Below are 23,755 nucleotides of genomic sequence, written 5' to 3'. Positions count from 1 at the left end.
TTTATCTATAATTTTTACGCCTTTTTCTTTGCGGAACCAGTTTGCCCATTTTTTCCAGCCTGGCGAAGTATGGGTTAAATCAGGCTCTTCGTACTGAACGAGATATCCGTGAATCAACTCGTGGCAAACAAGCCAATCGTATTTTTTTTGCTGAGTGATGTCTTTGAAGAGTTTTAATTTGTCTGTGCGGGGTTTTGAGACTGCAAACATAACCTTTTTGCTCGAAGGATAAAAATAAGTCGCCGCGATGAATTTATCGCAATCTGTCCAGCCAACTTCGGCAATATCAATTTTGTTGTCAAAATACAACAAATTATAAAATTCAAAAACCTGTTTTAAAACAGGGTCGGTCTCAACTTCAAAAGTCTGCTCAACACCATCAATTTCTTTTTTGAATCTAAAAGCGAAAAGTTGGCACAGCGAAAAAATAAAGCACAATAAAAAAATAAAACCGCTTTTTGCTCATCTTATTTTCCACGAGTAAGTGTTGCAAACGCATTATAAGCTTAGCTTTGTAAAAAAATGTTGACCGTCCGTTGCCGCATTTCAAAAAAAATAGATGGCTGAGCTTTAGAGGTAGCCGACTCGCCAACGCTCGCGACACTCAGAATAATTTTTTTTTGCATTAGAGAAGCGTTGCCTCCCCTGCCGGCCAACATTTTTTCTGTCAACTTAAATTTTCAAAGTTACCCCTAAAAACTGAAGTTTTTAGAGGTTCCCATAATGCGTTTGTCCACGTATTTTATTCAGAATCTTTTTCTTTTTCAGTGCAGACAATGTGCAGATCTTTGAGCTGCTGCTCATCTACAAAGCTTGGACATTCATCCATTGGAGAAGCTGCCAAGTTGTTCTTTGGGAATGCTATTACTTCGTGGATTGACTCCTCGTGGCACATGAGCATTATGAGGCGGTCAAGTCCCGGAGCGATTCCTCCGTGCGGCGGCGCACCAAATTTAAATGCCTGAACAAGGAATCCGAACGCTTTTTTGGCACGCTCTTCTGAATATCCGACGATTTTGAAGATTCTCTGCTGCAATGCAGGGTCGTTGATACGCATAGAACCCGAAGCCAACTCGTATCCGTTAAGAACGAGGTCGTACAAGTCGCCTTTTACAGCACCAGGGTCGCTTTCAAGTGTATCCCAGTATTTTTTCTGCGGGAGAGTAAACATGTGGTGCTCAGTTTCCCAATGATTCTCGTCTTCGTTCCATGCAAAGTACGGGAAGTCGATAATCCATGCAAAGTGGAATTCATCATTCGGATTATAAAGATTCAAGTCTTTTCCGAGCTGTTTTCGCACGGCACCGAGAGCAACGCAGGCAACCTGCCATTTTTCATCAGAAACAAAAAGGAGAAGGTCGTTTTTCTCTGCGCCAAGTTTTTCACAAACTTCAGCTTCTTTTCCTGCATAGAATTTAGAAATTCCGCCCTCGAATTTGCCCTCTGCATTAACTTTCATCCATGCAAGACCTTTTGCGTGGTTGATTTTTGCAACTTCTTCGAGAGCTTCGATTGTCTTTCTGCTGTATTTGTCGGCAACGTTCTTTACAACAAGGGCTTTGAGTCCTGAACGCTTGTGTCGCTCAATATTGTGGTCTGCGTTTGCAGCTCCAGCTTTGAATGCGTTAAAGTCCGCAAGGTCAGCCATGAAGGCAGCATCCTGCATTTTAAGATCAAATCGCAAATCTGGCTTATCAGAACCGTAAAGGTCGAACGCGTCGTCCCAGCTGATTCGGTCAAAGTGAACCGGAAGCTCGTAGTTCATCGTCTTTTTGAAGATGTAGCCCATCAAGCCTTCTGTAGTCTCAAGAACTTCCTCGCGGTTCGTGAACGAAAGTTCCATATCAATCTGAGTGAATTCCGGCTGGCGGTCGCCGCGGGCATCCTCATCGCGGTAGCAGCGCGCAATCTGGAAGTATTTGTCGAATCCAGAAACCATAAGAAGCTGCTTGTAAAGCTGAGGAGACTGAGGAAGAGAATAGAATTTTCCTGGATGAACGCGCGAAGGAACAAGATAATCGCGTGCTCCCTCCGGAGTTGATTTGATGAATGTAGGAGTCTCGATTTCAAGGAATCCTTTTGATGTAAGATACTCCCGTGTCGCAAAAGTTACCTGAGAGCGCAAGATGATGTTGTGCTGCATCGGTGCGCGTCGCAAGTCAAGATATCGGTACTTCAGACGAATATCTTCGCTTGGAAGAGAGATTGTTCCGTCCTTCTGGCGAACTTCGTCAATCTGGAACGGAAGCACTTCGGAAGTCGTAAAGATTTCGATTTCCTGAGCCTCAACTTCAATTTCGCCTGTAGGCATGTCTTTGTTGATGTCTTTTTCTGAGCGGGCTGCAACAACACCTTTTACAGCCACACAATATTCAGATTTGAGCGTAGAAGCGATTTTTTTTACGTCGTCGCTGGCTTTGTCGCCAACCACAACCTGGGTAAGACCGTATCGGTCACGAAGAAGAATGAACGAAAGTCCGCCAAGCAAACGATTTCTGTGTACCCATCCGTTCAGAACAACTGTCTTTCCAACATCTGCGGCCCGTAAGTCACCGCAAGTTACTGTTCGTTTTGAATTTTCCATGTATATTCCCTAGAAAAACTAAAATTTTATAGAACAATTCTAGTGAGATTTAAATAAATAAGGAATCTCTAAAGACAAGGTTTTACGCAAAATCTTCTGAAAGAAAAACTTGCAGGCGTAAAAAATTGACGGAGCAGCGAAGATGGAGCACAAAAATGATTCTGACCGTTTGTGACCGCAGAGAGTCGGAGACCTGTTACGGTCAGACATCATTTTTGTGAAACACCGTAACGGACACCCAGCAAATTTTTTACCGTTATAAGTGTCCTATACTATTCTTTGATTTTATGCTAATATAAAAGTTATGGGTAAGACATTTGTTTTTGTAAATCAAAAAGGTGGTGTCGGAAAAACAACATCGACAATCAACATTGGTGCATTTATGGCACAAGCAGGAAAAAAAGTCATCCTTATAGACTTTGACTCCCAGGGAAACATGTCCAGTGGCGTTGGGGTTACAAAAAGCGAACCAACCATTTATGAATTGATGATTTCAGTGAACCGTCCGGACATTGCGAAAGAACGCGGATTTTTTTGTACGCACGAAGAAACTATAAAACACACCGAAATTCCAAATCTTGATGCCATAAGTTCATCAATTGCACTTTCGGGAGCTTCAATTGAGCTTGTTGACCAAAAAAAACGTGAATTCTGGCTCAAAAACGTAATCGAAACCTTTAAGAACGAATACGACTATATTCTTATCGACTGTCCGCCGTCTCTCGGAATTCTTACAATGAACGGTCTTATTGCAGCCGATGCGGTCATTGTTCCTATGCAATGCGAATATTTTGCAATGGAAGGAATCACGCTTCTTCTGCAAACTGTAAAAAAGGTTCAAAAGTCTTTTAACCCGAATCTCGTAATCGGAGGAATTTTCTTTACGATGTACGATCCTCGCACCCGTCTTGCCCAGGATGTAGTTCAGCGAGTCCAGTTATATTTTAAGGATGCAGTGTTCAACACGATAATTCCTAGAAACGTAAGGCTCTCCGAAGCCCCTTCCCACGGAATGCCAATCTGTACTTATGACCCGGCCTGCGTTGGCGCAAAAAGTTACAAATTGCTTGCAGAAGAGGTAATGAACCGTGGCTAAAAAATTCGGATTAGGCGATGGTGCGGACGCACTTTTTAAACAAATGGATGAGAATGAGGATTTTGAAGACTCAATCTCTGTAAACGTTGCAAACGTAATTTCTGGAACTGAAAGCCATACAAAAGAAGATGCTGAGCAAAAGGAAGACTCCGCAAAAACAGAGTCAAAACCAGCCACAACTTTGAATCTTCCACAAAACGTGGAGACCGACAGCAATGGTCAACTCTGGATAAAAACCGAGCTTTTAAAGCCGAATCCTTATCAGCCACGAATCGAATTTGACGAAGAAAAATTACGAGAACTTGCGGATTCAATCAAAGAACACGGAATTCTCCAATCAATTACGGTTGAAGCCGTTGGTGACGGAACTTTCTACATAATCACCGGTGAGCGACGCACGAGGGCTGCAAAAATCGCGGGATTGGAAAAAGTTCCTGTTCAGCTCAGAAAATTCAACGACCAGAAAAAACTCGAAATCGCGATTATCGAAAACGTTCAGCGAACCGACTTGAATCCTGTTGAAGAAGCAAAAGGCTATCTCAGACTCATGGACGTTGCGAACCTAAGCCAGGAGCAAGTTGCCGTAAGAGTCGGAAAGAACCGCACAACGATTGCAAATGCCATACGACTTTTAAAATTGCCGGAAGACATGTTGAACGCACTTTCGCAGAACAAAATCACGTCAGGACACGCAAGAGCTTTGCTTTCTGTAAAAGATCCTCACGACATGCGCATTCTTTTTACAAGAATCATCGAAAATGAGCTTAGCGTTCGCCAAGCAGAAAACTATGCGGCAGAACTGAATTACGGCGTGGGCAAAAAGAAAAAATCTTTGGAACCAAGACCTGCACGCGACCCAGATTTTGTGGATATTGAACAGAAATTCATAGAAAAATTAGGCACGAAAGTTTTACTAAAAGGTGATTTTTCAAAAGGCACAATCGAAATCGAATATTACAACCGCGAAGATTTGGACAGAATTTACGATTTGCTTTCTAACTAAAAAATGCCTGCCGGGTTTGACACGGATACACACAGATAAACACGGATGGGACACTGATAATTGGGGAAAATGACGTTCTTTTGGTGACTTCGACGTTGCTCAACCACCGGTAAGTGCGAGCTACGCGCGACCAATAAAGTCCACGCCACACCCACAAGCACTCCCACAACAGCTGGAGTTTTTCCATGAAAAACTCCAGGGAAACGCACAAGTTGACACCTCCCTAAATTGCGAGCCACGCGCGAGCAATAAAACTCCACGCCACACTCGCAAGCTCTCCCACAACAGCTGGAGTTTTTCTATGAAAAACTCCAGGGAAACGCACAAGTTGACTTTTCCACCCAAAAATCAACTTGCAGCGTTTCCTTATTTATTAGCAATGCCAGAGATTCTATACCACTGCATATACTTGTTGTTGTAAGAAGTGCAGTTCGAAACCTTGATTTTTGCAGAATTTCCGTTTCCATCAAATCCGCTCAAAAGATTACCGTAGGCAGTATCTCCTGAAAGTACGTGAACAACAGAAATTCCTGCCGAACCAAGCTTGAATCCGTTGCCGTCACCATTTTTTGTAGTAGCGAGGGAACTGTTTCTGTAACCGTTGTATTTTGCGGTGCAGTCTTTGATTGTAACAGGATAGCTCTGACCGTATAAATCCCAGCCGTCATCAGAATTGTAAGCCGCTATGCAGCCTTCAAACACATTGTTTTTTCCAGCAGAAAGTTTGCAGGCAAAACCGTCTGCGTCCTCACCGTAATTGTCAGAGTCGTAATTATAGTAAGACTCACATTTGTAAATATAATTGTCGTGTGACCCGTTGTAAATTTGAAGTCCTGAATCTCCGTTGTAAGTCGTTCGAACATAATAAACGTAGTTGTTTCCGCCAACCTGGAATACGATTCCGCAATCAGGGGCTTTTGTAATCGTCATGTTGCAGATATTCCAGTAAGAACCGTTGACTTTTACGCCCCAGCCAGAAGAAATTCCTGAACAGTCAAGAGTGTAGCCGTTACCGTTAAAGTTGATTTTGCTCGAAGACGTTCCGCTGTTCAGGAGCTGGAGCTGCTGAGTCAATTTTATGTTTCCGCCAAGATTGATTGTCGTACCAGCCGAAGCATTGTTAATAGCGTTACGAAGAGCACTTTCCGTCGTAACGTTGTAAGTTGCAGCGCGTTCTGCCGACGAAACTTCAGAAGAATCATCAACATCAGACAAATCAGAGCAGGACGCGAACAGAACCGCAGCGGAACAAACTGCGAAAGCCAAGAGTTTTGAAACTTTTTTCATATTTTCCTCACTTTTTTAAGTTTTGCTGATAAACTCTAACCGATTTTATAAAAATTCCAAAAATAAAATTTTTGAAACTTTTCACTTTTCGAACCGCATATTTCAGCAGTTTTGCATTGGGCATCCTTATTTTTGAATACCATCAGACAGCAGAAATCAAGGAAAGTTTTAAGCGGCTTCCGACGAAAAATTCAATCTGGAAACCGCTTAAGGAAGCTCTGAACACATTCAGTTTTCAAAGCCCCCCCGATTTTTAAATTTTCACAAGGAGTTTAAGGAGTTTTCAGAAAAAGCAACCGCTTCCTCAGCGTTTTATTTTGAAACCGCTAAAATTCCGGCACCGGCATAACTTTGCACAGTCGATTTTGCGGAAGACGCGCTTTCTGCATTGTAAGAATAGCTTACAGAGAACGGCTTAGACGAACTTGTAGAAGAAGAACAGCCTTTCTTTGAGTTGTCAGAATTTCCGCTTGAATACAGAGTTCCGTAAGAATCCTTGAAGCTGTAATTGATTCCCGAACCAAAATAATTGTTCTCAGCAACAATCAGAGCATTTTTTCGAACGCCGACAGCATATTGCTGAGTGTAAGTCGGACTTGAAGCATCGTAATAGTTGTTGAACAAGTGCAATCGAGTGTTTCGCACCATCGGCAATCGCTGACCGCAGTTGTAGAAATAATTGTGGTGCAAAGTGATTGTTCTTGTTGAATTTGAACCGTCAGAATCACTTGAACCAATCAACATTGTTTTGTCGTGGTCCTGGAATTTATTGTAAGAAATTACGATATTCTTGATTGAGCCTTTCATATCACAAAGCCCGTCGTAAGTCTGCCATTTTTCGCTTGTTGAGCCGTTCGTAGAAACATACGAAAGTCCCATTGAATCCTTGAAAGTATTGTGGTCAATCCAAATGTTGCTAGAAGAGCCTTGAATCACAACACAGTCCCACTGCGCATTGTAGCCGTCATTTGCCTCGTGGTGAGGGAACGGGTCGTAAGCGTCCTGAATCGTAAGATTTCGGATTGCAACGTTTGAAACAGACGAAATGTTAATCATTCCTCCCTTGATTCCAGATGACGAATCAAGACCGATAAGCTGGGTGTTTGAAGCAACGTTCAGTTTGATGATTTCGCCATAAGCCGAGTTACATGCCCAAAGATATGAACCGAGCGAGCTTGACGGCGAAGATGAAGACTTGTCGTTTGTGGAAGTCGTGCAGCCTTTTGCGTAAGCAGTCTTAAATGACGAGTACGAAGTGTACTTTCCAGAAGTATTTGATTTTACGAGAGAATCAAGACCGCTTGTAGAGCCGCCTGCCGATGACGGCAAGTAACCGTTCGACATATCAATCATTCCGCTGATGTAAACCACGTATCCGCCGGCCTTTGCGTATTTTATCAAATCTGCGCGGTTTGAAACCGTTACGGACTTTGAAGGCTTTGAAATTGAAGCAAAGCCAACAGGCGAATCACTTGCAGAAATCGAAGCTGAGCTTGAAGAACTTGACGAATTTGAACCAGATGACGAACTTGAAGATGAGCCTACGGCTGTTTTTACGTAGTAAATATCGATGTTCGAACTGGTAGACATCAAATAGTAAGTTCCGCTTGACGAAACAGAAAAACTGTACGCCGTGATTGAAGAAGAAACTTCCTGCTTGCTAAGCTGGCTTCCGCTTGAATTGTAAAGCGCCAAGTAGCGTCCAGAAGCACCTGCGGCGTAAACTGTTACAGTTGCGGAACCGCTTGTGGTAAAGCCGATGCATCGATAATTTCCGGCAGAGCCGCCACCGCCAAGAGCAATTTTTCGGTCAAGAGAAGTGTTGTTTACCGTTACGGCCGAAATTGCAGGAATCGATACAGTTTTTGCAGAAGTAGCATAAATTGTGTAGTTTCCGGAAACTGTGGCGGAAGTAAGCGTCGCACTTTTTGTAAGAGCCGTTGAATACAGCGAAGAAACACCAGAAATAGCGGCTCTCTCGCTTTCAGAAAACTCCAAAGCGGAATCCCTTTCGTCGCTCACATTCAAATCGCTACAAGATGCCAAGCCGGCAGTCAGCATTGCGAGCGTTGAAGCCAACAGAAAAGCGGTTTTTACGCAAACAGATTTTTTCATAATTTCCCCTTTTTCAAAAAAAACTTTTTAGGATAGGAATTTCCATTCTGATGAACGGTTTGCAAAGTATAAAGTTCTGAATAGTTAAAATCAAGAAAAATTTGGATTATTCAGAACTAAAAAAGATAATTATTCAATTCAGAATTTGTAAAAAAAAGATTTTTGGGGATTAATTTTTGGAACGGCTTTCGCCAAAATACAAAATTCGTATATCTTTAGATAATTTTAAGAAATTACAATTCAGCGATATTTCGGAAATTTAAAAATCAGATTCGTAAAAAGCCAAAAAAGGGGTTGCCCGACAAAATATCAGACAACCCCTAAAATCAAAAAGGCTTTGGAGGATTTCGATTTATTTTATGAGAGGTTTCATTGCAGTCATATATGCGCGGAGCTTTCGTCCAACAACCTCAATCGGGTGGTTGCGGATTTCTGCGTTTACGCTTACAAGTTCGCCGTTGTTTACAGAATTGTCTTTTGAATCAAGACCTTTTCCGATAACGTCAGTGTGAATGTTTGGCATAAAGTCTTTTTCGAGCATTGGAACGGCAGCGTTCGCGAAGAGGTAGCAACCGTATTCTGCAGTGTCCGAAATTACGCGGTTCATCTCGTAGAGACGTTTTCGGTCAATAAGGTTCGCGATGAGAGGAACTTCGTGGAGTGACTCGTAATAAGCACTCTCCTCTTTGATTCCAGCGTCAACCATTGTCTCAAAGGCAAGCTCACAACCAGCTTTTACCATTGCCACGAGCAAGATTCCCTTGTCAAAGTATTCCTGCTCAGTGATTTCTTCAGAAGATTCTGCTGTTGACTCAAACGCGAGTTTTCCTGTTTCTTCACGCCATGTAAGAAGGTCGTGGTCTTTGTTAGCCCAGTCCTTCATCATAGTTGAAGAGAATTTTCCAGAAATAATGTCGTCCATGTGCTTCTGATAAAGAGGCGCAAGGAGTTTTTTGATTTCTTTTGAAAGTGCGTTTGCCTTGATTTTTGCAGGATTTGAAAGGCGATCCATCATGTTTGTGATTCCGCCCCACTTCAAAGCCTCTGAAACTACGTTCCAGCCGTGCATAAGAAGTTTTGTTGCATATTCAGGTGCAACGCCCTCGTTAACCATCTTGTTGTAGCAAACAATTGTTCCGGCCTGGAGCATACCGCAGAGAATTGTCTGCTCGCCCATAAGGTCTGATTTTACTTCGGCAACGAAACTTGATTCGAGAACGCCGGCCTTTGAGCCACCCATTCCCACTGCGAGAGCCTTTGCAATTGCCCAGCCCTTGCCTTCCGGGTCGTTTACTGGGTGAACTGCAATAAGATCAGGAACTCCGAATCCACGCGCAAACTCGTGATAAACTTCGGTACCAGGTCCTTTTGGGGCGCACATAACAACCGTAATATCTTTTCGAATCTGCATTCCCTCTTCAATCATGTTGAATCCATGTGAATACCAGAGAGCAGCTCCTTTTTTCATTCTTTTCTGAACTTCTGTGATTACAGGAGTATGCTGCTTGTCCGGGGTAAGGTTTCCAACGAGGTCTGCAGTAGGAATAAGCTCGTCGTAAGTTCCTACTTTGAATCCGTTTTCTGTAGCGTTCTTCCAAGACTGTCGTTTTTCGGCAATAGCAGACTCACGGAGAGCGTAGCTTACGTCAAGTCCAGAATCACGGAGACAAAGTCCCTGATTGAGTCCCTGCGCACCACAACCTACGATAACGATTTTTTTGCCTTTGAGTGCGTTTACGCCATCAGCAAATTCTTCTTTTGCCATTGAGCGGCAGTGTCCAAGCTGGAGTCTAGCTTCTCTCCACGGAATCGAGTTGAAATAATTTTCACCCATTTGAGTTTCTCCTATAATCAATTGCCAGTTCCACTTTTTGGAGCGGCGTAATTTTTTTGCTTATGGAGAAAGTATAGATTCAATTAAGTGTTGCGTAAAGTGAAAGATTTACAGTTTGATATTGCACAAAACGCAATATCAAAAAGTCTTAACCCAAAGTTATTCCGAGCGTCCGCTCTGTCATGTCGAGCGAAGTCGAGACATCTACAGCCCAAGACGATAGCGGAGTGGAAAAAGCTATCTCGTGTAGACCTCTCGACTACGCTCGAGGTGACAAAAAAATGCTCATTCGACTACGATCGAGGTGACAAAAAGCGATCAGTCCGACTACGTTTTGGTTGGCATTATCGACACAGATTCACACAGATTCACACAGATAAACTCAGATGGGACACAGATTTTTAAGAGGAAGTTCGAGTTGAAAAACAGACCAAAAATTTGGAGCGGTAGCGAACGCCCCAAATTTTTACACTGACAAGTTGATTTTCTGCAATTTTTATTTGGCGTCGGAATTTGTAGTTTTTGCACGCTCGCGAACAAAATAGTCGGTAAAACCTTTGTTTTCAAGGTTGTCAAGAATACCCTGAACTTCGTCGGTCGGGACGTTCCTGATTGCAACGCGAGTAATTCCTTTGCTCTTAACGTTTTGGAAGATTACGTTCTTAAATCCGGCTTTCATGAGTTTTGTCGCAAGCTGCTGAGCGTTCGCTTTTTGCTCAAATGCGCCGAGCTGAATATCCCAGCGTTCGTTCGGGTCAAGGTTCTGCGCTTTTTTTGCGACAGATTTCGCCGAAGATGAAGTTGAGTTTTTTCCGCTCACGATTTCGAGCTTAACTTTTGCCGTTCCTGATTTTATCATGTCGAGTTTTACGGCAGCAGCCTTCGAAAGGTCAATTTCCCGTCCCTTTACGAAAGGCCCGCGGTCATTTATGCGCACCTGCACGGATTTTCCGTTAGCAAGATTCGTGACTTTTAGAACAGTGTTGAACGGAAGCGTTTTGTGGGCAGCCGTGAGCTGATACATGTTGAAAATCTCGCCGTTCGAGGTTTTTCTTCCGTGGAATTTGTCGGCATAATACGAAGCGGTAACGCCCGACTTAAAAAGTTCGTTCGCAGACAGAACCGAGGTGAGCGACAAAGCCATCAAAATCATCAAAAAAAATTTTTTCATAAAAATCTCCAAAGAATCAAAAATCAAAAAGAAACAATAAAAGGCTCAATTTCGAGTTTTTACAAAGACTGTTATTCCGAACGGAAATATGTCATTCCGAACTCGTTTCGGAATCTCTTTCATAACACAAAAGCAGATGCTCACACCTTATGGCAGAAACCTCGAAATTCGACCTAAAAATATCATCAGCCAAGCGTGCCGAGTTCCGCAACGACGGTTACATCGTTTTCCGCGCCAGAGGCTTTTTTTGCAGTTGCACGGGGTTTTGTTTCGAACGCGTCAGTTTCGACGAGAGTTTTTCCCGAAGCGCGGGCTTTGCGACTTTTTGGGGCCACCAAAAATCCAAAGAGGGAGCCGCACACGCCACCCACGATGTGAGCCACAATCGAAACGGAAGAAGATGCGGCATTTTGCGAAACCGAAAGTGACGAATAAAGTTCCCGGCCGACAAACAAAAGAACTATCAAAACGAACGAGAGAGGAATTTCTTTTTTGTCGAGCGTTACAATAGAAGAAAGAATGATGAACATGAAGGCAATGCTGCTAGCTCCGAGGAGAGTGCTCGGAATAAAGCACACGTTGACCACGCCCGTTACGAGCGAAGTGACGAGAATCATCACCAGAATCATGAATGAGCCGTACCGTTCTTCAAGGAGCGGGCCTAAAAGAAGGATAAATGAAAAATTCCCCAGAAGATGATTCCAGTCGGCGTGTCCCGCAACATGAAAAATCATGCGGAAATAATCAAGAAGATTTTTCCAGTCAAAAGACACCTGCGCTCCTCTGCTTCCGGGCGCGGTGAACAATGTGGAAATCGTTTTTCCCCTAAAAAAAGGCACGTAGGAATCCAATAAAAAAATCGCCAGACAGATAAAAGCAAACGTCAACGTGACGGGTGCGTTGTAAGTTAAATGAAATTTCTTTTTTGCCATAATTCTTTATCGGGTACAAGAGAATTTACTTTATTTAAAATTCAGCAACTCAGAAGAAAAAAACGCCAGAGTAAAGCGACAGTTTTGTCAAAAACTGTCGGGAAACGCACGAGTGTATTTTAACGCCAGAAACTTACCCCACGGCGTTTCCGTTTTTGCCATAATTCTTTATCGGATTTTTAGTTTGTTAGGGTAATTAAAAAATCTAGAGTGCTTCCGTTGCCGCGTTTATCTGCGTCAAAATTTGCAAGTTGCCATTCTGAGCGTCCCACTCAGTCATGTCGAGCAAAGTCGAGACATCTACTGTTCCCAGACAATAGCGGAGTGGAGAAATCTATCGCTTGTAGACCTCTCGACTAAGCTCGAGGTGACAAAAAAATGCTCATTCGAATACGCTCGAGGTGACAAAAAAATAGCGACAGTTTTGTAAAAATCTGTCGGGAAACGCACAAGTAAATTTCAATCTCCAAAACTTAGCTCACCGCGTTTATCTGCGTCAAAATTTGCAAGTTGTCATTCTGAGCGTCCCACTCAGTCATGTCGAGCAAAGTCGAGACATCTACTGTTCCCAGACAATAGCGGAGTGGAGAAATCTATCGCTTGTAGACCTCTCGACTAAGCTCGAGGTGACAAAAATGGTCACTCCAGAGCGATTTTCCCCGTCATTCATGTTTTTCAGTATCTGTGTTAATCTGCGTCAGAAACTGGAAGCGCCCCCGAAAAGACTTCGGACTGACGTGTTTCTTTCCAGCTTTTTTACACTCGCACGTGAATTCTAACACCGCAATTTGCTGAAAATATTTACAAGCTTTGTATTTCATTGACATATTCTTCCATTATATATAAATTTACACCATGATTAAGAATATTGAAATTTTTGAGAGTGCGCCTGTTCCAAAGGCGGTTTTTAAGCTTGCAGTTCCAACAGTACTCAGCATGATTGTAGCCGTACTGTACAACATGGTAGACGCTTTTTTCGTTGGACTCACAAACGACCCAAGTCAGTTCGCTGCCGTTAACGTCGCAACACCGGTATTTTTATTTTTGATGGCAGCCGGAAACATTTTCGGAATGGGCGGTTCGTCATTTATCAGCCGCGCGCTCGGCGAAAAGAAAATCGACAAAGTTAAAACAATCAGTTCATTCTGCTTCTACGCGGGAATCGTAGTCGGCATTATTGGCGGCGCAATTCTCCTTATTTTTATGGAGGACATTCTTGCGGCAGTAGGAACTACGGCAACAACAAAGGATTTCGCAAAAGACTATCTTCAAATCGTGGCTCTCGCAGGTCCGATAATTGTTGTTTCAACCGCATTCACAAACCTTATCCGAGGCGAAGGAGCCGCAAACAACTCTATGTTCGGAATGATGGTCGGAACGGTGGCAAACATTATCCTTGACCCGATTTTTATTCTGGACAATCTCTTCGGAATCAAACTTTTGGGAATGGGAGTCGCCGGTGCCGCAATCGCCACAGTAATCGGAAACATCGTTTCTGTAGTAGTCTATATTTGGCACACAGTATCCAAAAATTCGCTTCTTTCGATTAACCCAAAATTCTTCAGAATAGGCGGAGGAATCCTAAAAGGCGTTGTAACAATCGGTCTTCCGGCATCGCTCACGAACATTTTGATGAGCCTTAGCTCAATCGTAACGAACAAATTGCTCGCCTCTTACCACGACGTACAGGTAACGGACGAACATTTAATTCCGCTCATCTCGAATTTTGCAAACGGAGTTCCGATTTTTGGTGACATTCCAACGGCGGCAATGGGAGTTGCAATGAAGGCGAACATGCTCGTAATTTTCGTTCAGCTTGGTTTTGCAATGGGAATCACACCGCTTATCGGATACAATTTTGGCGCAAAAAATTACAAACGAATGAAAAGCGTTATGAAATTCGCAACGCTCGTTGATGTAATTGCAGGCTTTGTGCTGACCGGACTTTACTTTGTTTTCTCAAAACAGATTATAAACATATTCTCAAGCGATGCCGCAGTCGTAACGATGGGAATCACGATTCTTCATGCGTTCATGCTTTCAAGTCCGATTATAGGAATCATGTTCGTTTTGAACTTTACATTCCAGGCGATGGGCAAGGCCGCACAGTCGCTCGCGCTCGCCGTTAGCCGACAGGGATTCATTTTTCTTCCATTAATACTGTTCCTGAACAAAATCATGGGACTTTTCGGAATCATCTACGCGCAGCCAATCGCCGACGGAATTGCGGTTTTGATTGCGCTGGGAATGTTCCTTGCAGTTAACAAAAATTTGAAAAAGTTGCAATAAAACATTTGCAAATTACCGGAGATTCCGCATTATAAACTTGTAAATGCAAAAAATTGTCTGCACTACCGCAAAAAAACGTTTTTGCTCCCGTTCCGACAATTTTTTATCAACTTGCCCATAATGAGGACTCTCTGTGCAAATAAAATAAAATCATAAAAAATCAGGGGGGAAAATGAAAAAACTTCTTTCTTTCGCTGCTTCTTGTGTTTTTGGTCTGGGACTTATTTCGGCTCAAACTGAAAATTCCACTTCAAAAGATTTAAAAGTTACTTCCGGCGGAAAGGTTCTGAACATTTACTGCTGGAACGACGAATTCATGTCAATAATGAGTGAATATTATCCGGCTTACGACAGCGCGACTCAAATGATAGGCGACGTTCAGGTCAACTGGATATTAAAGCCAAACATGAATTCTATGTATCTTAAAAATCTTGAGGAAGAATTAGCTGCGCAGAAAAATACCGCCCCTGACGAGCGAGTCGATATTTTTATTACCGAACCAGATTACGCCACAAAATTTATTGAAAGCAAATACACCGCTGATTTAAAAAGCCAGATTGGGCTTTCCGAAAAAGACATTGCGAATCAATTTGCCTACACAAAAAATCTTTATACGGATTCTGAAGGGGCATTAAAAGGCGTTACCTGGCAAGCTTTTCCAAACGTTATGATTTACAGGCGTTCAATCGCAAAAGACCTTTTTGGGTCAGATGAGCCTGAGCTTGTGCAAAAGAAACTTTCGAACTGGAAGAATTTTGAAAACGTGGCAGAACTTGCAAAGCAGAAAGGCTACCGCATGGTTTCTGGCTATGACGATACTTTCCGCACATTTACAAGCGACGCAAAAAATAAGTGGGTTCAAAACGGAAAAATTACTGTGGACAAAACCTACGACGCATGGATTCAGCAGACAAAAGACTTTTCTGACAAAGGATATACGAACAAAACAAATTTGTGGTCGGCTGAGTGGATGCAGGATATGCAAAGGAACTCTTCCGTGTTCTGCTATTTTGCGCCCGAATGGTTCATTGACTACGTTCTTGCATTAAGTTTTGACCCAGAATCAAAAAACACGGACTGGGCTGTCTGCAAAGGCCCGCAAAGTTCTTTTTGGGGCGGAACGTGGATTTCTGCGGCAGCTGGCACGGACAACGCTGACATTGTAAAAGACATTCTTTTAAAGCTCACTTGCGACACGGAAAACATGCAAAAAATCGCTTTGGGAAACAAGACTTTCGTTAACAACGAACGCGCAATGAACGCCGTCGGAAGCGACAAACGCTTTAACAGAGAAATTCTCGGCGGCCAAAATCCTTCAAAAATTTTTATTACCGTCGCAAAATCTATAAAACAAAGCAAACTTGGCTTGCACGACGAAGAACTGAATAACATTCTGATTTCCGCCATGAGATTCTACTTTAACGGCACAAAATCGCTTGAAAGTGCCTGGCAGCAATTTTATGACGATGCAAGGCAAAGTTTCCGAAACTGAAAAAACTAAGCGAACCTGTTCCTTGAATTAAAAAAACACCCCCATGAACTTGTTTCAGAGTCTCGCCCGGATTTGGGCCGGGATGCTGAAACGAGTTCAGCATGACAAAACTGAATGGTCGAATGTCGAGTTTTTTAATCAGCTTAAAAAATGCGTCCATTACCAGAAAAGCGCGTCTTTTTTGTCATGGCTGAAGGTAATAGGAATCCGACTGCGCTCGTTTCACACGCTTGCAAACCTTCAGCATGACAAAACTGAATGTCATTCCGAACTTGTTTCGGAATCTCGCCTCCCGCATTGGTGCAAGCTCGTCTTTCCGGTGGTTGAGCCGGCCGCCCCACCCGCCACCGTTAGCCGCTAGTTTTGATTTTAGAACGTCTTGTATTCGATTTCTGTCTTTACCTTGCCGTTGTCCCAGAACGTGTATTCATACCAATATTCAGAACCGTCACTGTCTTTGAAATGAATCACGTTTCCCTTGCTGTCGTATTCTTTCCACCATTCAACGTCGTTGCTATCTTTGGAATGAATCACGTTTCCCTTGCTGTTGTAGTCATACCACTCTTCATCGCCGTTGCTGTTTTTGGAATGAATCACGTTTCCCTTGCTGTCGTATTCTTTCCACCATTCATAGCCGTTGCTGTCTTTGTAATGAATCTCGTTTCCCTTGCTGTCGTATTCTTTCCACCATTCATCGCCGCGGATGTCTTTGTAATGAATCTCGTTTCCCTTGCTGTCGTATTCATGCCACCCTTCATAGCCGTTGGTGACTTTGAAATGAATCTCGTTTCCCTTGCTGTCGTATTCATACCACCATTCATCGCTGCTGATGTCTTTGCGATGAATCTCGTTTCCCTTACTGTCGTATTCTTTCCACCATTCCCAGCCTTTGCTGTTTTTGTAATGAATCTCGTTTCCCTTACTGTCGTATTCTTTCCACCATTCCCAGCCTTTGCTGTTTTTGTAATGAATCTTGTTTCCCTTGCTGTCGTATTCATGCCACTCTTCATAGCCGCTGCTGCTTTTGTAATGAATCTCATTTCCCTTGCTGTCGTATTCATACCACCATTCATCGCCGTTGGTGACTTTGCAATGAATCTCGATTCCCTTGCTGTCGTATTCTTTCCAACTTTCAGAGCCTTTGCTGTCTTTGTAATGAATCTCGTTTCCCTTGCTGTCGTATTCTTTCCAACTTTCAGAGCCGCTGCTGCTTTTGTAATGAACCATGTTTCCCCTGCTGTCGTAGTCATGCCACCTTTCATAGCCGTTGCTGTCTTTGCGATGAATCTCGTTTCCCCTGCTGTCGTATTCCACAACAAACGAAACTTCAAGCCATTTTGAAACCGTTTCGCCATTTTCGGTCACTTCTTTGCAAACTTTTTCGCCCACTTTTTGAGCAAAGGCAAACATGCCCGTCAGGGCAAACAAGGCTGCAATTATTACTTTTTTTCATTCAAACTTCTCCACGCTTTTTCTTTCAATAGAATATTTCTATTCTAACACATTCTCTTTCGCTGACAAAACTGAATGTCATTCCGAACTTGTTTCGGAATCTCGCCACCCGCATTGGTGCAAGCACGTCCTTCCGGTGGTTGAGCCTGCCGCCCCCCGCCACCGTTAGCCGCTTGTTTTAATTTTAGAACGTACTGTATCTGATTTTTGTCTTTACCTTGCCGTTGTCCCAGAACGTGTAGTCATTCCACCATTCATTGCCGTTGCTGTCTTTGGAATGAATCTTGTTTCCATTGCTGTCGTAGTCATGCCACCATTCATAGCCGTTGCTGTCTTTGTAATGAATATCGTTTCCCTTGCTGTCGTATTCATGCCACTCTTCATAGCCGCTGCGGTCTTTGTAATGAATCTCGTTTCCCTTGCTGTCGTAGTCATGCCACTCTTCATCGCCGTTGCTGTTTTTGTAATGAATCTCGTTTCCCTTGCTGTCGTAGTCATGCCACTCTTCATCGCCGTTGCTGTATTTGTAATGAATATTGTTTCCCTTAATGTGGTATTCTTTCCAGTATTCATTGCCTTTGCTGTCTTTGCAATGAATCTCGTTTCCCTTGCTGTCGTATTCATGCCACTTTTCGGAGCCGTTGCTGTTTTTGTAATGAATCTCGTTTCCCCTGCTGTCGTATTCATGCCAACTTTCAGAGCCGCTGCTGTCTTTGAAATGAATCTCGTTTCCCTTGCTGTCGTATTCCACAACAAACGAAACTTCAAGCCATTTTGAAACTGTTTCGCCGTTTATAGTCACTTCTTTGCAAACTTTTTCGCCCACTTTTTGCGCAAAGGCAAACATGCCCGTCAGGGCGAACAAGGCTGCAATTATTACTTTTTTCATTCAAACTTCTCCACGCTTTTTCTTTCAATAGAATATTTCTATTCTAGCACATTCTCTTTCGCTGACAAAACAACAAAAATCTGAATATAATGAGAAAAAAAATGCGGGGACTTTCATGGCACAAAAAGAATTCACATCGGAAACAAGGAGCGCCCTTGTAAAAAAGCACAAGCAGAATCTTATTGCAAAAGCAGTATTAACAGGCAATCGGGCTTTGAGCCTTGCAAAAATCTTTACGGAAGACAAGATTCCGATTTTAACTTTGAATGACGGTGAAAAACCTTCTGAATCAATAAAGCGCCTTGATTTAAAAAATTTTTTGAACGTCTGTATTCCAGACAAAACCGACCGCGAAAAATACCTGCTTATAATCGACAAAAGCAACCAGTTTCAGTATTCGCAAGGGTATTGCCGCCGTTCTGTGCGTTCTGCAAATTATGCTTTTAGTTTTGACACAGATTTAATCCTTCTCTACGAATACTATCTTTTTGGAATTTACAAGTGTTCAATAAGCGACTATTTAAAAAACAATCTTGATGAAGAAAAACTTGATTTAAAGATACACAGCGAATCCTATTATGGCGGATTTTCTCTTCGCCACTTAGACATGATGATTGCAGCCGAACTTGACTGGGATTTAGCTCACGGCGGAGCGGGCGAGCTTCACAAAACAATCGAAGACATAATTCTCGGCGACAACAACACGTCGGTTGTAACGGTGCCGATTATCCGCGGAATCATCAAAAGTAACGACACGGAACTTTACACGCTGCTTGGAAAATTCCTGCTCGCGGCAAGATTGCAGGAAGGAGTTCGGCAGGCAATTTGCGAGAACATGGACTGTGGCACGATTTTTGCGTTCAAAACACTTTTTGACGTTATTGAGCAGAACGACCTTATCCGCTATTCCAGCGTAAAGCGGGCTGTTGCAACTTGGATTGGGCTTTTTAACGAACAGGCAGCCGAACGCATTTCTAAAAAAACGCTTGAACTTATGTCAAAATGCCTGAACATGCCTGAACAGATTAACGAAATGCTTAAAAGTGATGACGCGATGGAACTTATGGTCGCTCTCTGGGCAACAGGTTTTTATTCTGCGGAAGGTGCGCTTGGCTGCATTTCTGTAATAATTTCCGAGGGCCGGCGGAATCAGCTTCTGGTTGCAGGCTATTACAACGCCCACTTGCACGACAGAAGGCTTTACTCTCAGTCAGCGGAGTATGTGGTTGAGACTCACGGCGACGACATGGAAGTCGTGGCAGCCTTTTTACCGACTTATCTTGAAAACGGCTATTCATTCGGAAGCTATTGGGCTTGCAAAGACAATCCTTCAAGATATTATAATGCCCCGACTTCCCAGCCCGAGACTTGGTTCAACGGAGATTTGGAAAAAGCAAAACTCCACGCCGACATTCTTTACAAGCTCTACTTAAAGCTCGGCAAGGGCAAAAAGCCAAAGACGTTTGAAAACTGCGCTTTTCCGTGGAACACGGTTAGCATTTCAAAAGAAGAAATCGCAAACCGACTTTGCGTACTTGCAGTCACAATTCCAGGCTCCGTTCCAAAAGAAATTGCCTACGAAATGATGCTGAACGCCGCATATTTTAAGACTTCGATGATGAAAAACCTTATCCATGTGCGGGAAGACAGCGATGACCGTGCATTTGCGCTCAAAGCACTTTCAAATTCAGATTTGCGAAGAACCGCCGCGGAACTTATTGATGAACTGAATCTTACCGACGAAGAATTCACTTATCTTGAATCCCTTTTGCACTACAAAGACGCAGAATTAAGGAAGATTGTCTCAAAACTGATTGCAGAGCGAAACGACGCGGATTTTACGACTTCCGTAAACAGGCTTCTAAAAGCCAAAACCGAGGACGAACGATTTGCAGCCTTGAGCTTTATAAATCAGCTGAAAGAAGGCGACAAAGAACTCGGTCACAAAAAAGTGGACTACAAACAGTTTGAAGAAGCCGTCAAAGAAATCAAAAAGCCTTCTATAAAAGAATCTGCATTCATCAAAAATATTTTTGGTGACAAGGACGATGAAGAATCAGCTTCCCTAAAACCGCCAGCCCCGACCGTGGAAGACCTTTACGACGAATCAAAAATCACCCGAATCGAACCGAGCGAAATTAAATTCGACACGAGCGTAATTGACGAAATCGCAAAGTGCGACAAGAAAAAACTTCTTTCGATTCTAAAAGAATTTGACAATCTCGTTCTTGCCCACAAAGATGATGAATACAAGGATTATTTAGGAGAAGACTGTCTGCTTGGCGAAAAAGACCAGTACAATAAGGCCGGCAGAATGAGATATACAACTTTTGCAACCGATGAAATTGCACGCCCGATTGACCAATATCCTTTTGCAGATTTGTGGATGAACTTTTACAACGAGCACATAAAATCTCCAATCGTTTTGATTCAGCTTTTCCTTATTCAGACTATGCGGAAACACAAAAACGGCATCTTAAAAAATCTGCTTGGCTCTTCCAAAAAAGAATTTGACGAAGAAGATGCAGAAAAAGTCGAGCGATTGGAAAAACTTCTGTTCGGAAAACTGTGTTTTGTTCAGCCCGGAGAATTTGAATATTCAAGACAGGGACTGGGAAACTATTCAGACTCGCTTTTTTATCAGGTTGCGGAAGCACTTATACAAACTGTTTGCGAAATAGATTTTCTTAAAAAAATAATTCAAGCTTATTACTACAAGATTCTAAAAGAAGGCGACACAAAAGATTTGTGGCACAAAATAGAGAAAAATCCTAGCTATTACAGTTGGTACGATGGCAAAGAAACTTTTACCCTTTCTTATGTTCAGCCATTTAATTTTCTAAAAGGCGAATTGAATAAGTGCAAGACTTTTTATGAATCAAAAAATGACACAAAAAAAGATTCAGAACGCCCTGTCGTAATCATCAATAACCGCTATAAAGAACTGGGACCCGCAGAACAGATTGAATCTGACAAAGATTTTGCAGAATGGTTCAAACTGATGTATGCCTTCGCGCTCAAAGCCGACTACGCTTCCCGCACAAAAGGCGCTGGCCGCGAAAAGACGGTTTACGGAACCGTGGGAAACGCACTCCACGCGGAGCATTTTTTTAGAGCCTACAAACTCGGCCTAATCAGCTTGGACACCGTGTATTTTGGAATCATAAAGATTTCGACACTTTCGGCAAGTCTGAGCGAAAAATCATTCTTTGACGCAGAAGACGCTGAGCTTACCCAAATCTACAAACGCATAAACGACACAATCATCATAAACGAGATTCGCCGGGGAGAAAAAGAAACTTCAAGTTCGGCCTTTGTTGAGTCAGTTCACACAGTTCCTGGCGCGGACTATCTTTTGCGCATTGTTCAGGGCATGGGAAAAACTTCTTTTGAGCGCGGACTTTCAGAATCAAGCTATCACTATTCAACAAACCTTTCGCGAGGCCATTGTTTTAGCCGCCTTTTAGTCGTCTCAAAACCGACTGAAAACGACTCGGCGGAAGAAATGAAATCTCTCGTGCAAAAATACAAGATTCCTGAGCAGCGGCTCTACGACCTTGCGATGTATCTTCCGCAGTGGATTCCGCTTTTGAGCGAAGTGCTCGGAGTTCCGTCCCTCGAAAGCGGATGCTACTATTTTATTGCCCACATGAAAGAAGGCTGGGGTGACCACAGGGACGCGAGCAAAATCGCAAAATTCACTCCGCTCACAATGGAAGAGCTGAACAAAGGCGCGTTCGATTTGGACTGGTTCACCGAAGTTTACGCCGAGCTTGGCGAAGAAGTTTTTGACAGACTTTATTTGAGCGCAAAATACATTACCGACGGAATCCGCCACGCGAGGGCAAGAAGATTTGCCGATGCCGCGCTAGGCCGCGTAACGCAAAACGAGCTTGAAGCCGAAATTAACCGCGCGCGCAACAAGGACTTATTGATGAGTTACCCTCTCATTCCGATTTGCGAAAAAGGCGATGCGTTCAACGAAACGATTTTACACCGCTACGAGTATTTGCAGAAATTCAAAAAAGAAAGCCGTCAGTTCGGTGCGCAGAGGAGACAGAGCGAGGGCGAAGCCGTAGAAATCGCTCTGCAGAATCTTTCGCGTTCGGCTGGCTACACCGACGTTAACCGCCTGAACCTGAACATGGAAAGCGCGCTAATCGAAAAAGTGCGCGAAGTATTTGACTGGCAAGCGGATTCTGGCTACGAAGTCCGCATAAATGTAGGCGAAAGCGGAAAGCCTTGCGTTGAATACCGAAAAGAAGGTTCCGAAAAACTCTTAAAGAGCGCACCTGCCGCATTAAAAAAGACAGAACTCAACGAACATGTTCAGGACGTTTACAAACGCCTAAAGCAACAGCACGAGCGCACCCGCGCAATGTTCGAGAATTTTATGACAGAGCAGGTTCAGCTTCCGGCCCAGGAAATCGCTTCGCTCCTAAAAAATCCTGTCGTAAGCCCGATTGTAAATGCTCTCGTCTTTATCACAAAAGAAGGCGAAACCGGCTTGATTTCTGTCAGCGAAGAAAATATTTTCCTCACAAATTGGGACAATTCTCAAAAACAAATCGAAAGAGAAACGGAACTTCGGGTCGCACACGCATGGGATTTTTACAGCTCAAAGCACTGGCACGAATGGCAAAAGTTCATTTTTGAAAACAAAATCGTTCAGCCGTTCAAGCAGGTTTTCCGAGAACTGTACGTTAAGCTTGAAGAGGAACTTGAAAAAAACAAATCCCTCATGTTCGCAGGAAACCAGATTCAGCCAAAAAAAGCGGTCGCAACTCTCAAAAGCCGCCGATGGATTGCGGATTACGAAAGCGGACTGCAGAAAGTCTTTTACAAGCAGAATCTTATTGCAGAAATTTACGCGCAGGCAGACTGGTTCTCGCCGGCGGACATTGAATGCCCCGCAATCGAATACGTCTACTTCTCGCCTCGCCGGTACACTGGCATAAAAAGCGAAGCATTCAAAATCAAGGACATTGACGACATTCTCTATTCAGAAATCATGCGCGACGTTGACCTTGCCGTGAGCGTTGCCCATGCAGGAAGCGTAGACCCAGAAACCAGCCACTCAACAATCGAGATGCGCCGTGCCGTCTGCGAGTTCACGCTGCCGCTGTTCAAAATCGAGAACGTCCGCTTTGAAAAGAACTTTGCCTTTATCAAGGGAAGCCGTGCAGAATATTCCGTTCACCTTGGAACAGGCTTGGTTCGAAAAACTGCGGGAAGCGCGATAAACATCGTTACAGTGCACTCCCAGCAGCGAGGAAAGCTCTTCCTTCCGTTCGTGGACGAAGACCCAAAAACTGCCGAAGTTCTCTCAAAAATCTTAATGCTCGCCCGTGACGAAACCATAAAAGACCCGTACATTTTGGAGCAGATAAACGCAGGAGTGTAAACCAGAGCGGAACGGCGAAAGTGATTGCGCAAAAGAAAAATTATGATTGCCGTTCCACTGACACAGATAGTTGAAATTTGAAAATGGGGGAAAGCGAAACGTATCGAAACCACAACGGTAATGTGGCAGAACCTCCGTTATGCTTGTTAAAAGCCTACGCGGGTGAATCAGTTAGCGTAGGCTTTCTTTTTATCTACTTGCTTTCGT

Annotated in this window: 14 protein-coding genes; 5 read left to right on the top strand and 9 right to left on the bottom strand. The window is 43.3% G+C overall.

Annotated features, from left to right (window positions below; translation table 11 throughout):
* The coding region (locus tag JI65_RS10105; RefSeq protein ID WP_191015984.1) for a hypothetical protein at positions 1–438 on the bottom strand (438 nt) is incomplete at its 3' end.
* A gap of 304 nt (positions 439–742) precedes the next feature.
* A complete protein-coding gene (aspS, locus tag JI65_RS10100; protein WP_191015982.1) occupies positions 743–2,584 on the bottom strand; it encodes an aspartate--tRNA ligase in 1,842 nt (613 codons plus the stop codon).
* Between the two features lie 304 nt (positions 2,585–2,888).
* Here aspS and JI65_RS10095 point away from each other — a divergent pair, with 304 nt between their 5' ends.
* The gene (locus tag JI65_RS10095) at positions 2,889–3,680 is read left to right on the top strand and encodes a ParA family protein (protein ID WP_191015979.1); all 792 of its coding nucleotides are present in this window, start codon (positions 2,889–2,891) and stop codon (positions 3,678–3,680) included.
* A complete protein-coding gene (locus tag JI65_RS10090) occupies positions 3,673–4,683 on the top strand; it encodes a ParB/RepB/Spo0J family partition protein (RefSeq protein ID WP_242457217.1) in 1,011 nt (336 codons plus the stop codon). The genes JI65_RS10095 and JI65_RS10090 overlap by 8 nt, the downstream gene beginning before the upstream one ends.
* A gap of 366 nt (positions 4,684–5,049) precedes the next feature.
* Here JI65_RS10090 and JI65_RS10085 read toward each other — a convergent pair whose 3' ends face one another.
* The 5 genes from JI65_RS10085 to JI65_RS10065 form a co-directional block, all read right to left on the bottom strand.
* Complete coding sequence (locus tag JI65_RS10085) at positions 5,050–5,970, bottom strand: right-handed parallel beta-helix repeat-containing protein (protein WP_191015976.1); 921 nt, start codon at positions 5,968–5,970, stop codon at positions 5,050–5,052.
* A 312-nt stretch (positions 5,971–6,282) separates the two neighbouring features.
* The gene (locus JI65_RS10080; RefSeq protein WP_191015973.1) at positions 6,283–8,085 is read right to left on the bottom strand and encodes a pectate lyase family protein; all 1,803 of its coding nucleotides are present in this window, start codon (positions 8,083–8,085) and stop codon (positions 6,283–6,285) included.
* A 352-nt stretch (positions 8,086–8,437) separates the two neighbouring features.
* A complete protein-coding gene (gene ilvC / locus JI65_RS10075; RefSeq protein ID WP_191015971.1) occupies positions 8,438–9,919 on the bottom strand; it encodes a ketol-acid reductoisomerase in 1,482 nt (493 codons plus the stop codon).
* A 496-nt stretch (positions 9,920–10,415) separates the two neighbouring features.
* A complete protein-coding gene (locus tag JI65_RS10070; RefSeq protein WP_191015968.1) occupies positions 10,416–11,090 on the bottom strand; it encodes a septal ring lytic transglycosylase RlpA family protein in 675 nt (224 codons plus the stop codon).
* A gap of 185 nt (positions 11,091–11,275) precedes the next feature.
* Positions 11,276–12,022, bottom strand: coding sequence for a rhomboid family intramembrane serine protease (locus JI65_RS10065; protein ID WP_191015965.1), 747 nt, complete (start codon positions 12,020–12,022; stop codon positions 11,276–11,278).
* Positions 12,023–12,877: 855 nt separating this feature from the next.
* On the opposite strand from JI65_RS10065, the gene JI65_RS10060 reads away from it, so the two are divergent.
* Together JI65_RS10060 and JI65_RS10055 are read left to right on the top strand one after the other, a co-directional pair.
* Positions 12,878–14,311 (top strand): MATE family efflux transporter, encoded by a 1,434-nt coding sequence (locus JI65_RS10060; protein WP_191015963.1) that lies wholly within the window; start codon positions 12,878–12,880, stop codon positions 14,309–14,311.
* A 172-nt stretch (positions 14,312–14,483) separates the two neighbouring features.
* Positions 14,484–15,803, top strand: coding sequence for a type 2 periplasmic-binding domain-containing protein (locus JI65_RS10055; protein ID WP_191015960.1), 1,320 nt, complete (start codon positions 14,484–14,486; stop codon positions 15,801–15,803).
* A gap of 369 nt (positions 15,804–16,172) precedes the next feature.
* On the opposite strand, the gene JI65_RS10050 is transcribed toward JI65_RS10055, so the two are convergent.
* Both JI65_RS10050 and JI65_RS10045 read right to left on the bottom strand, forming a co-directional pair.
* On the bottom strand, positions 16,173–17,213 hold the full coding sequence (locus JI65_RS10050) for a hypothetical protein (protein ID WP_191015958.1): 1,041 nt from the start codon (positions 17,211–17,213) through the stop codon (positions 16,173–16,175).
* Between the two features lie 226 nt (positions 17,214–17,439).
* Complete coding sequence (locus JI65_RS10045) at positions 17,440–18,144, bottom strand: hypothetical protein (RefSeq protein WP_191015956.1); 705 nt, start codon at positions 18,142–18,144, stop codon at positions 17,440–17,442.
* Positions 18,145–18,259: 115 nt separating this feature from the next.
* Between JI65_RS10045 and JI65_RS10040 the strand changes: the two genes are divergently transcribed.
* Positions 18,260–23,548, top strand: coding sequence for a DUF4132 domain-containing protein (locus JI65_RS10040; protein ID WP_191015953.1), 5,289 nt, complete (start codon positions 18,260–18,262; stop codon positions 23,546–23,548).
* The last annotated feature ends 207 nt before the right edge of the window (positions 23,549–23,755 follow it).

The sequence above is a fragment of the Treponema zioleckii genome, assembly GCF_014737315.1.
Lineage (GTDB): Bacteria > Spirochaetota > Spirochaetia > Treponematales > Treponemataceae > Treponema_D > Treponema_D zioleckii.
The sequence above is the reverse complement of the archived record's forward strand: the minus strand, read 5'-3'. Positions and strand labels throughout refer to the sequence as shown.